General features: G+C 35.9%; 6 protein-coding genes. 5 read left to right on the top strand and 1 reads right to left on the bottom strand.

The annotated features are described in order from the left end of the window. Positions 1-64 precede the first annotated feature (64 nt). The 3 genes from U8D43_RS07585 to U8D43_RS07575 all read left to right on the top strand — a co-directional run bounded on the left by U8D43_RS07585 (position 65) and on the right by U8D43_RS07575 (position 8,469). On the top strand, positions 65-4,291 hold the full coding sequence (locus tag U8D43_RS07585) for a cell wall-binding repeat-containing protein (RefSeq protein WP_335870582.1): 4,227 nt from the start codon (positions 65-67) through the stop codon (positions 4,289-4,291). A gap of 314 nt (positions 4,292-4,605) precedes the next feature. Beyond that, positions 4,606-6,666 carry a S8 family serine peptidase gene (locus U8D43_RS07580; protein ID WP_335870581.1) on the top strand — a complete coding sequence of 687 codons (2,061 nt, stop codon included), beginning with the start codon at positions 4,606-4,608 and terminating at the stop codon, positions 6,664-6,666. Between the two features lie 798 nt (positions 6,667-7,464). Beyond that, positions 7,465-8,469 carry an LCP family protein gene (locus tag U8D43_RS07575; RefSeq protein WP_442893576.1) on the top strand — a complete coding sequence of 335 codons (1,005 nt, stop codon included), beginning with the start codon at positions 7,465-7,467 and terminating at the stop codon, positions 8,467-8,469. Positions 8,470-8,689: 220 nt separating this feature from the next. Here U8D43_RS07575 and U8D43_RS07570 read toward each other — a convergent pair whose 3' ends face one another. Next, the gene (locus tag U8D43_RS07570) at positions 8,690-10,123 is read right to left on the bottom strand and encodes an oligosaccharide flippase family protein (protein ID WP_335870579.1); all 1,434 of its coding nucleotides are present in this window, start codon (positions 10,121-10,123) and stop codon (positions 8,690-8,692) included. Between the two features lie 353 nt (positions 10,124-10,476). On the opposite strand from U8D43_RS07570, the gene U8D43_RS07565 reads away from it, so the two are divergent. Both U8D43_RS07565 and U8D43_RS07560 read left to right on the top strand, forming a co-directional pair. Then, a complete protein-coding gene (locus U8D43_RS07565) occupies positions 10,477-11,604 on the top strand; it encodes a glycosyltransferase (protein WP_335870578.1) in 1,128 nt (375 codons plus the stop codon). Next, positions 11,585-12,994 (top strand): O-antigen ligase family protein, encoded by a 1,410-nt coding sequence (locus tag U8D43_RS07560; protein ID WP_335870577.1) that lies wholly within the window; start codon positions 11,585-11,587, stop codon positions 12,992-12,994. The genes U8D43_RS07565 and U8D43_RS07560 overlap by 20 nt, the downstream gene beginning before the upstream one ends. Positions 12,995-13,019: the final 25 nt, after the last annotated feature.

Here is a 13,019-nt window from a genome sequence, read left to right as displayed (position 1 = left end):
ATTTTGTTGGAAAATAGAGAGTAATTCGAACTAATTCTATTAAACTAAAAAGGGGGAAACAGTATTGACGTTTAAGAAAAAAGTGCTATCGGTCATGGCAAGTGCTACATTAGTAGCTTCTTCATTTGCCGGAGTAGCTACTTACAATCCAGAAAAAGCTGAAGCGGCATTACAAGAAACAAAAAAGTTTAAGGTATCAAATTTCTCAGAAGTAATCGCTTTATCCTTAAGTGAACAAGCTGTTCAAGAGCTTGTAATTGTTGGGGATGGGAAAGTTGATGCGACAAATCAATTAGAAAAATTAGGTGTAGAGGTAAAATCGAACTACAAAAATTATGTGTACCTAGCAGATGTTCCAACTCGCAAGGTTATGGAAGTCCTAAATGTTAAAGGTATTCGGACAGTAGGGTCAAACGCCGAAGTACAGTTAGGAACTGTTAATGAAGAGGAATTACAGGTTGAGGGACAAAATACTGTGAACGAAGATGCTGTTGTTACTCCAGATCAAATTGAAACACATGATTCAACTGGCGTAACGGATTTCCACAATAAGTTTGATGGAAGTGGCACACGTATCGCTGTTATTGATTCTGGTCCAGATCCGGGTCATGAGTCCTTTACAGAAGCACTAGATGAAGCGACTCGTAAATATGGAGATTCTAAGATTGTCGGAGTAAGAGATTATACTATTTCAAGTCGTTTTGCTAATTTTCCGATTGAAGATCGCTATAAAGAGTATTTAAGTGATGGAGCTAATTATCTTTCTGAGGGAGATGTTCTCTTCGATGCAGGTCATAGTGAAGGAGATACTGTAACTGTTGGTGAAACTACATATAACACAACAGGTCTAGATGCTTCAGATGATAAGTTTTATTTTGGTGAAACCTATTTTGAAACAAACCCTTATCCAGAGGGTCACTCTCGATGGACAAATCAAGATTTAAATGCAGATGGAGTAAATGGTAACTCGGACAACTTTGCTGTATTACTTGTAGACGACAAGGTTTACATTGATACAGATATGGACAAAGATTTTACTGATGAAACTGCTTATGCTAATAATGAAGCAGGTTCTTTTGATATTGACGTAACAGATGACGTCCTTGGAGCAAACTTCCGTGTTAATGATATGGAATTAGACTGGTTTGGTGCTGGACTGAAAAAAGTTAATCTATTTACTGATTTTAATGGTCATGGTTCCCATGTTTCTGGAATCGCGGCTGCTAATGGTCCACTTGTTGCCAATGAATACGGCGCAGTAGCTGGAGAAGGTGTGGCTCCTGGAGCAGAACTAGTCGGGATGCGTGTATTCCAAGCTTCTGGTGGAGCTTATACATTTAGTATCCAAAAAGCGATGGTCGATGCTGCTTTACCTGAATCTAAAGGTGGATTTGGCGCTGATGTAGCCAACTTAAGTTTAGGCTCATCTCCAGACTTGAATGATGGATTAGGTTCCTATGGAGAATTAATGAGTGTCTTAAGTGAAGATACTGATATTGTCTTCGTTACATCTGCAGGTAATGCTGGACCAGGTGCTGATACAGTTGGATCTCCTGGTGACGTTGGTCCAATCATTTCAGTAGGTGCACACATCACTTCTGACATGTGGGCAAAGGAATATGGTAATTATCCATATGGAAAAAATGATGATGGAACGGCAAAAGAAGGTGAAGGTTTATGGTACTTCTCGTCTGTAGGACCTAATGAAGCGGGTAATCAAAAACCAGATATCGTAGGACCGGGATCTGCATATGCTGCACATCCAATGCAAAACGGACCTTACGTGGTAATGCAAGGAACAAGCATGTCATCACCTTATGTCGCTGGAGCAGTAGCATTACTCAAATCAGCAGCGATAAAAGATCGTATACCATTTAACTATGAAATTGCACGCGAAGCACTGATTCAAACAGCTAATCACTTAGATGGATATAATCGTGCGCAAGAAGGTGGCGGATTAATTGATGTCCCAGCAGCTTACGAGTATCTTCGTGATAACTTCATTGATGAAGTCAAAGAAGTAGACGTAACTGTGTATCATGGTGAGAAAGTTTCAGGAGGACCAGGACTATATGTTCGAAATAAAGATATCCCTGAAACAGTTGAAGTATTAGTTGAAAATAATACAGATGAAGCTAAGAGTCTTGATGTTTCAGCAACAGGAGACTGGATTAACCCTTCAGTTTCGAAAATTGACCTCGCTGCTGGAAGTAGTAAGACAATCACTGTTGATTATGATTCAGCTTTACTAGAGACGGGTGTAAATGCTGAAACATTAGTATTTGATGATGCATCAACGCCTTATGTCGAAGCTAGGTCAGCTCAAACTATTATAACAGGTCATGAATTTAACAAAGAGAATAATTTCCGATTCCGTGAAAACGGGGAAGTTCAAGCTTCAAAAACAAAAGGCTATACATTTGAGGTAACTCCAGGCGTAAGTGAGCTACGCTTCTCCTTAAATGCACTAAGTAAAAACGATGAATATCAAGGTCGAGTACGTATGATCGTCTTTGATCCAGATGGTGTTGAGGTAAGTGAATTCCAAGGCTACGCAGGTTATAGTGGTCTAGATGTAGAAGATAATGTATTTACATCACCTAAGCCAGGTGTTTGGGAAGTTCATGTCTACGCATCAACTGCACCAATGGAAGGAAAAGAATTGAACAAATTCCAGCTTGAAGCAGTTGTTCAAGACGTTGTTGCTGAGCCGGGTATGATAGACCTTGGTTTAGTAGCACCAAGCAGCGAGAAAATGGAATCTGTGACTTTCACAAGCTATCTATCTTCTGCAAGAGATGTCAAGGTCGTTGGAGCTCCATTCAGCACACCTAAAACATCTACTGATAGAGTAGAAGTTCCTGGATCTAATCAGTTCTATTTCCAAGAAATTGAAATAAAAAACAATGTTTCATTAGAGATTCAAACATCAAATCCTAAACATGCTGGTGACGATGTAGATTTATTTTTGAAAGATTCAGATGGGAATGATGTTGCATCCTCTGCTGGAGCTACATCTGATGAAATGATTTCCCTAACAGGTCTTGCTGATGGTACGTACACAATTGCAATCGAAGGATTTGCTACTACTGATCCAACAACTATGCTAGACCTTACAATTAGCGAATTTGGAGTACCATCTCCAGGTGAAGCTGGCGAAGGTATGGTTGAGGTTGATAAGGATGATGCAGGTACTCACAAGCTTAGTGTTGGAAAATCCGTAACTGCAGATGTCAAAATTACTACTCCATCTGAAAGCATGAGTTCTATTGCCGCCGTTTACTTAGTCGATGCTAATACAGATGAAGTTTTATCTCTATTACCTGTAAAAGTTACTGGTGATATGGTTTCAGAAATCGCTGGTGCAGATCGTGTTGGTACAGCAATTGGAGTTTCAACGGACTTGCATCCAGACGGGTTTGCAGAAGATCATGAATATAAGACAGTAATCCTGTCTACGGGATATAACTTCCCAGATTCATTATCAGCTGGACCTTTAGCAGCTGCGATCGATGCCCCAATTTTACCTGTTGGTAATGATGGAATGCTATCAAAAGAAGTGCTTGCTGAAATCGAGCGATTAGGTGCTGAGAATGTCTACATTTTAGGTGGAAAAGGTGTCGTTTCTCCAGATGTAGTGAAGCAATTAAAAGAAATTGACATCGCAGATTCTGATGTCAAACGTTTAGAAACAGAAGGAATGGGCGATCGTTATGGAACCAACTTAGCGGTTGTTGCAGAACTTCAAGATCTAGGATTCAAAGGAAATGGTGTATTCGTAGCAACTGGTAAGAACTTTGCAGATGCTCTAAGTGCTGCTGCTATTGCTGGAGCGAACGAAATGCCAATCGTCCTAACTAATGGTGAGTTATCAGATGAAGCGAAAGCTATCCTTGAAAATGAAAAAGTATATGTTCTTGGTGGTAAAAACGCTGTGGCAGAAAGTGTTGTACAATCTGCGAAAGAAGTAGCAGTTAATGTGAAACGTCTGTCAGGTGTGAATCGCTATGGCACATTAACCGCAATCCTAGGTGAATTTGCCTCTGGAACAGACTCGTTATATGTAGCGAGTGGTTCAAACTTCCCGGATGCTCTATCAGCTGCTCCACTAGTTACGGCAAATGATGGACTATTATTACTAGTAGATCCGAATGGATTACCAAAAGAAGTCGAAGCATTCTTGACGAAATTTGTTTACACAAATCAAATTTCTTCCATTACTGTCCTTGGTGGTAAAGGTGCAGTAGGTCAAGCTGCTAGAGATGCTCTGCAAGCAAAAGTATCAAAATAAATTGTAGAATGTAAGATTAATAAACCTATCTGCTATTTCATTAGCGGATAGGTTTATTGTTTTCCTAGGTCTTTTTGAAATACTAATTCTTTTCCATTTGGTGAAAGAACGTCATGATGTCAATGGGAAAATGAAAAAGATAGGAAAATGGACTGATATCTCGTTTAATTGTGGTGTATCGGCAGAGGAAAGAGCGTAGCTCCTGTAAAAGCTGTTATTTATTTTTTGTTGGTAATATTATATTTTGCGTAGACACGCCCTTATAGAATTGATTATACTTTAAAAAGAATAGAATATTTGATAGAGGTGAGATTTTGAGAGTCTATAGATTAATAGCCTCTTTGGTTATTCTTATTGGGCTACAAATTAGTTCAATAGAAACGGTCCAAGCGGATCAAAATGATGTTCGTATTGTCGTCAAATATAAAAAAAATGAGAAAAATAGCACTAATCAATTATCCAATCAGGAAGCTTCAAACTTAACAATTGTTTCTGTCCCTGAAAGTAGGGTAGATAGTACGCTAAAGCAATTAAATTATTCAACTAGAGTGGATTTTGCAGAAATAGATCAACTTGTCTATACACAAAATAATTATCCGAATGACTCATTATATTTTCAACAGAAGAAAGACTACCATATTATGAATGTTTTAGAAGCATGGGAGAACTATGAATTAAAAAAGGAAGTAATTGTTGCAGTTGTTGATTCTGGTGTAGATCTTACTCATCCCGACTTGCAGGGCAGATTAATTGATGGGAAAAACTTCATAGATGAATCAGAGGAACCAATGGATTACTATGGTCATGGTACTCATGTGACAGGTCTAGTTGGGGCGATAACTAATAATGAAGAAGGGATTGCTTCAATAGCGAAAAATGTAAAAATAATGCCAATCAAAGTCTTCGATGGTAAGACTACCTATATGTCAACCGTTATTGAAGGAATACGTTATTCGGCGGATAATGGAGCAGACATAATTAATTTAAGCTTAGGTAGTTATAGCAATATGCGTTCATTACAGGAAGCGATCGATTATGCTGTAAACAAAGGATCTTTAGTGGTGGGAGCAGTGGGGAATGACAGTGAACAAGGTGTCCTATATCCTGCAAATTATGCGAATGTACTTGGAGTAGGGAGTATTGATTCGACTACTGTACAAAAATCAACTTTTTCTAATTTTGGTCTAGGTGTAGATGTGTCAGCACCGGGAACCGATATTTATAGTACTTGGATAAATGGTTATCAATCTCTGGGCGGAACAAGTATGTCGACTGCAATTGTGAGCTCTATGGCTGCAATGTTAAAGCAAAATTCCCCGTTTCTTACAGGACTACAACTGAAAGAAATTATTGAAAACTCAACAAAACCGTTACCAGCTGTGAAATTATTAGGCGAAGGCTTGGTTAACGCCGAGTCAGCACTACAATATATTGAAGAAAAAAACCGTTTGTTCGGCGCAACATCTATTGAAACAGCAGCTCAGATAGCTCGAAATGGTTGGTCAGAGCTTAAGAACAAAGAAATCGTAGTCAACGGTGAAAACAAAAATGGGACTTTTTTGATACTGGCTAGTGGCGACGTCTTTGCTGATAGCTTAGCAGTTTCCCCGTTAGCTTCGTTTCTAGATAGCCCCATTTTATTAGTAAAAAACGGGAAGCTAGCTCCGTCAGTCATTTCTGAGGTGGAAAGACTAAACCCAACATATGTACTGGTAGTTGGAGGAGAAAGTGCGATACCTCAAATAGTGGAAAGTGAAATAAATGGTTTAGGAGTAGAAACGAGTAGAATATCGGGAAAGGATCGATATGAAACAGCTGTAGCAATCAATCGAGTGATACCCTACTCAACAAATAAAGCTTTTATTGTTTCAGGTGAAAATTATCCAGATGCCCTTTCTGTAGCAAGCTATAGTGGAAGTAAACAATATCCGATTTTGTTTGTTAAAAAAGGAGAAATTCCTGATATTGTTGAAGCGTATATTAAGGACAACAATATCACGAAAACATATGTGATTGGTGGTAATAATGTAATCTCTGCCTCATTGACTAAAAATCTCCCAGCAGCTTTTCGCATTTTTGGAATGGATCGTTATGAAACAAATTATCAAGTTCATCAAACCTTTTCAAATAATGATAGGCAAACATTGTATTTTGCAACAGGAAGAAATTTTCCAGATGCCTTAACAATAAGTTCGGTAGCTTCTAGGTCGAATAGTCCAGTGATTTTAGTTGATCCGTATAGCGGTAAGACGACGTCCGATAGTGTCCGTTTATTCAATCCTACAGAGAGCTATAGAATATTAGGTGGGCCAGGGGCAATTTCTATTGAAAAAGCCTGGGAAATTGATGAGTTCATGAGATTAGTAGGACAATAGAAGGCAGTTTGTATTGCTATCTGAATATGATTTAGGGTATACCCTAGATAAGATTGAACTAAAAAATTTACTTAAAGACAACTGACTCCATACCTTGTCCAAGTTCATCATTTTGTTTCCTGTCAGATAGACTCTAGAAACTTAGAAAAACATGGAATTATCTAGCTGTGCATTGATTGAAAGTGGTCGCCATTTGGTTGAGTGTATTTCCCAACAGATACAAAAGAATGGTCTGATTTCGTTTATACATTCAATGCAAGATAAATGGAAATCTTTCTAAATCAACAGCTTGTTTAATAAAGCTAAATCAATAAAAAGTATGTTCAAACTATATTTCAAAAAACTCTATCATCCAGTGATAGAGTTTTTTTGAAATAAGTAAGTTGAAATATTGGTGCGAAGAAAGGTGTTTTTAGGCCTAATAGATTAATCAAATTGTTCTATTTTGCACATAATTTTACTGAATTACGTTTTGAATAGAAGGGGAATTTTCAAATGAGGGCGAATTTTTATAGGTTATTTTCATTCACAAGTTGGAGGTACCTAAAGCAGAACATTATTGAAAGTTATCTTAGGACGGAGAAAAGATATTTATTGTTGCTAATTTTAAAAAAAGAATACCAATGAACTATTTTTTTTAGTCGTATCTGACACTAAACTCTTCCAAAGGGTGGATTTTTAACAACCTTTCAAGTGCTAACAGAAGTTGTATATGAATTAGTTTCTATTTTTTTTTAGACATTCATGATAAAATTATATATTGTATCGATCTTCCATCTGAAAGGTGAAAATTAAATTATGAATACTCGTAATGATCATAAACAGAATCGAAAATACAGGAAAAGAAGACTCTTGGTTCGGAGGCTACTTGTGTTATTCTTGCTGGTAATAGTGGCTGTTCCATCTTATATATTTTTTCAGTACCAAAAGGGATTAAAACAAGCAGGGCTATCAGAGGTTTTTTCTGAAGATATTGAAGAGTTTAATGGTCAAAAGGATGATCAAGGTAGAATTAATGTGTTATTGCTAGGAATAGATGCTAGAGGTGAAGAACAAGCAAGAACAGATACTATAATGATTGCTCAATATGATCCAGAAAAGGAAACAGCAAGGACGGTCTCATTAATGAGGGATATTTACGTGGACATTCCAGGGAATGGGAGTTGGAAATTAAATACCGCTTATTTCCTAGGGGGAGCAGAACTATTAAGACAAACGATTAAAGAAAATTTTGATATTGAAGTTCAGTATTATGCACTAATTGACTTTAAAGGGTTCCAAGAAGTGGTTGACGTCTTAGCTCCAGAAGGAATTGAAATGAACGTTGAAAAGAGAATGTCAGAAAAAATTGAAGTCGTTTTGGAACCAGGTACTCAGAAATTAAACGGTGAAGAATTATTGGGATATGCTCGCTTTAGGCAGGACGCAGAGGGAGATTTCGGCAGAGTAAGACGACAACAAGAAGTGATTAATGCATTAAAAGAAGAGTTGATATCAATTAAAGGAGTAGCAAAACTGCCACAATTAGTCGGGAGTATTACACCTTTTATTGAGACAAATATCAGTAGCATGGAAAGAGTAAGCTTAGCGAAAGATTTTATATTAAACCCTGTGGATGAAATTGAATCAATAACGATTCCTATTGAGGGATCGTATTCAAATGAACGGTACGAAGATGCAGGGTTAGTGTTAGATATTGAGTATGAAGAAAACATTGCTGCAATAAAAGCATTTTTAAATGGCGAAGACCCTAACAAAATAGTTGCTGATACCGAAAAAGATGATGAATCGATGAATCAATAGCATAGTGTTCGATTTTAAAAATAAATATATGTTTTAACTAGGCTGTTTTCGCAAAGATTGTGGCTTTTAGCAGGAGTCCTTATTTCGTGATGAAGAATGAGTTTGAGCATCTTTTCGCCTTATTTTTTACTCGGAATGAGGAAAGGCTAGAGTGTTTCTATCCATTTTAATATGCTAGAGCAACAAAGTATGCGAAAACAGCCTAACTAAAAAATCTCCTTTATTCAGGAGATTTTTTTAGTTTTTTGCCTAGTAGGGTACGTATATTTAAAATGTTTAATATCAGAACAAAGCTAGAGTAGCTAATCAATCCAATGGTGGTTTGAAACACGAAAGCAATAGTGCCTTCAAATTTTAACGTAGACCAAATAATCAATCCCATCCCTACTGTGGCAATCAGAATCTTTCCAACTTCACGGAAAGGGAACGAAAGAGGGAAGATCTTTTTCCCTATAAAGGCACTTAGGAATAAAGAGGACATATAGGCTAAAATTGTTGCATACGCAGAACCGACGATCCCGTACTTCGGAATGAAGATAAGATTTAATAAAATATTTAATAATGCAGCAGCTATCACTGGATAAATTTGTAGCTTAGTGTTTTTCCCTAGTTGAAATGCAAGGTCAAAATAAAACATCTTTATTCCTTGTAGTAATATAGCAAATGAGATTAAAGAAAATATGGTTGCTGATTTTCCTAGAAACTCTTTCCCTAATATAATCTGAGTAAAGGGTTCACTCAGTAGAATCATGCCGATAGTTGCTGGAAGAGCAACGAGTAAGAGCATGGCCGTATTTTGATTTAATTGTTTTTGACAGGCTTTTATTCCATCAGTTTCAAGCGCTTTAATGACAAGCGGGTAAGCGGCAAGGTTAATAATCATCATTAATAAAAATAGAATTTGCTTAGCAAGATCGTAAGAAACAGCATAAATTCCAACAGCCCCTTTCGATAAAAACCAACCAATTAAATAGCGATCCGTATTTAAAATAATGGCTTCCATTGAAAGAGCGGCGATAAAGGGAATGGAATAAATGACCACTTCTTTTATCATATTTTTATTGATAATCTTAAAATTGAATAAATGTAGATGTTTAGGGAGAAAGAAGACTACAGATAAAAAATTCCCGAAAAATAGACCTAATATTATTCCTTCTCCACCCAAATTAAACACTTGAATGAATAGTAATGCTAGCCCTAAAGATAAAGTTACTTTTAGGGAAGTCACTAAACCAAAAAGAGTGGAAAGTAATTCAGAGCGCAAATACTCTGTGAATAAGTCAAAAGTACTTTGCATTACCAATAATCCAATACCAAGAAACCACAATAGCGCTAGAGAATGTAATGGCGTATAAACAATAAAAATTCCAGAACCTAGAATAATTGTTAATAGGCCAATCGAAATGAAGGTGGCGGTCATTGAACTGATAAACATCGACTTTTTATTGTCTTCATATTTGGGGTTATAACGGAGAAGTCCTAACCTTAACCAATGGAATAAAGCTGAATTGACAATGGTAACAGCGGCTATTACGAGTGCGTATTCACCGTATTCTTCTGTCGAAAGTAAGCGCGTATATAGGGCGATTCCAATAAAATTAATTATTCCAGGAACGCCCTTTGATAAAAAGTAAATAAAAGTATGCTTAAACATAGTAGATCCTTTCTAAAAGTTGTCTAAATTGGTATGTGTATTTTTTTCATAATAAAAATATTATGTAGGTCGACATTTTCATGTGAATTGAACCTATTAGACGGGGCAGAATTAAACGAAAAAAATTCAACATAAGTGAACAATAATCTTTCTACATAAATAAATGTTCAAAAAAAAAGAGTAACTAATCACTTATTTATTTGATAAAATCTTTCTGTTTGATTCATATTTATATTATGATTAGTATTGTCTAGTTTATTTGTATAGTATATCATAACTCGATATAGTTTTATTAGGTATGGAAGAATATTCGATGGGTTAAGACAAGAAAAAGAAAGGTTGATATATAAGCTATGAAAATACTGTTTTTGGCACCTGCTAACAATGTTCATACAAAAAAGTGGCTTGATTATTATGATTCCATTGGAATTGAAGTTGTCAATATTAGTCTTGCAAACCATAAGGATTCACAAGAAAATTCTTGGACACATATAAAGAGGGTTTACTTAGATTTAGTAGTTCCTCATAAAATAGCCTACTTCTTTACTGTTGGGAAGTTAAACAAGATCATCAAAGACGAAAAACCCGACTTGCTACATTCACACTATGCATCAAGCTATGGTCTTATCGGAGCACTCGCAAACTTTCATCCATACATTTTGTCTGTCTGGGGATCAGATATCTATGATTTTCCTAAGAAAAACTTTATTTCAAAAGGGATACTTGAGTTTGCTCTAAAAAAATCTGACGTGATATGTTCAACGAGCCCTGCTTTAGAAAGAGAGACAAAAAAATATTTAAAAAACTCAAAACCGATGGTCATTACTCCATTCGGTGTCGATATTATGAACTTTAAGCCAAAGGAAAAAAGCCATGAAGTAGTGAATCCTAAATTTAAAATTGGGATTGCAAAAGGTATGGAGCCCAAATATGGAGTGGAATACTTGATAAATGGATTTAAGCTGTTCTTAGACGGTTTGGGGTTGGAAGAAAAAGAAGTTGAATTAGAGATAGCTGGAGATGGACCTTATTTAGAAGAGTATAAACAGCTAACAAATAAATTAGGAATTACTGATAAAGTGAATTTTTTAGGGAGAGTTGATCATGCACAGATCCCTAAATTTATTTCGTCTCTCGATGTGTTTGTTATTCCATCTTTAATTGAGAGTTTTGGAGTAGCGGCTGTTGAAGCCCAGGCGTGTGGGGTTCCTGTGATTGCATCAAATGTAGGAGGGTTACCTGAAGTGGTCAAAGACGGTGTAACAGGCTTCTTAGTACCACCTGAAGATGCACAAAAAATAGCTGAAAAACTTGAATTATTGTATACAAATGAATCCAAAAGAACAGAATTTGGGATAAGTGGAAGAGAACATGTTATCTTAAATTATGACTGGAATGAAAATACAAAACTAATGTCTGATTTATATAAAGAAATCGTGATAGAAAGCGGAGGAGCCCAACATGAAGATACAATTAAGTAATAGAACCCAACTCATACTATTTCTCTTTGTGGTGGGGTTAATGGTATTTAAGCCTTCACCAGGAATGTTACTTGGTGGAGGAGTTGTAAGTTTAATAATAATCTTAGTTGAATTAATTGCAGGATTGGTATTGGTATTATATTTATTCAATCAGAATCAATATCCCAATACACTTGGAGATATAATCAAAGATAATAAAAGAGACTATGTTACAATATTCATTCTTTTTACAATGATGTCTTTGGTCGTTTCAAACACATGGGGAATATTAAAATCACCACAATCCTCATCATTTGTGGATTATTTTGAAATGTATCGTTTTCTGATGTATTTGGTGTTTTATTATGTAGCAAAATATGTAACTATCTCAGGGTTAAAGAAGTTATTAAAACCAACTTTTATTATGATTATTATTGTTGAGTTAATTGCTGTTCTACAACTGTTTAATATCTTTAATTTTAATAATCATATCGGTTTATTATTTATTTTAAATGAGAGACATTATGATATGATATTAAAAATTCACCGAGTCCCAAGTACTTTCTTTAATCCCAATTTATATGGTACTTTTTTAGTCCTTAGTGCAGCACTAGTTCTGGGGTATATATCCTTTAAAGGGAAATTTTCTTGGAAGTCGATTTTTCTATTACTAACGATTTTTATAAGCGTGTACTTGACCACCTCCAGAACTGCAGTATTAACTATTACTGGAATAACAGGGTATTGGATAATTATTAACTCGTTTTTCATTATGAAGTTTTCCATAAAACGTTTCATAAGTAGCCTACTCGTTTTAGTCGTGTTTTTATTAGTCGGCTCCCTATTGATCCCTCAAATACCTTATTTAGATTATGCCTCGAAGCAGATAGCGATGGATCATGAGGTTGTGGACGTTCCGAGAGATTCTACAACTGGAGAGTTAGAAGAAGACGAAAATAATAATGAAAATGAAAATGAAAGTGGCTTAGCAATAAGAAAATTATTTAAGAAACTTGAATCTGTAAGTAGCTTTCAAAAAAGGTTTGAATTCTGGGAAATGAATTTAGAGAAGTTTCTCGAATCGCCAATTGTAGGTAATGGACTTATGGAGAATAACTTTATCACATTTGCTGATAATCAGTATTTATATATACTGGCTCGATACGGTTTGTTAGGTTTTCTAATTTACGGTATTTTCTATATAGGTTCATTCTTCAAAACACTATTTATGCTGAAAAAGGATCTTTCCAAAGACAAAAAATCTATCGCCTTAGCTATAAACCTATCGATTGCAGGGTTTGCCTTTGCGGGTTTAACGTCAGAAGCATTGTTTAATTTACAAACCATCACAATTCTATTTGTCCTATTTGGATTACTTAATAACAAAACGTTAAAAGGCGATATTGAATAACGAAAAAGCTCAGCACACCAGCTGA

The sequence above is a fragment of the Bacillus sp. 2205SS5-2 genome (genome assembly GCF_037024155.1).
In the GTDB taxonomy this organism is placed as follows: domain Bacteria; phylum Bacillota; class Bacilli; order Bacillales; family Bacillaceae_K; genus Bacillus_CI.
Note: the sequence above shows the minus strand (reverse complement) of the source record. Positions and strands in the feature narration are given on the sequence as shown.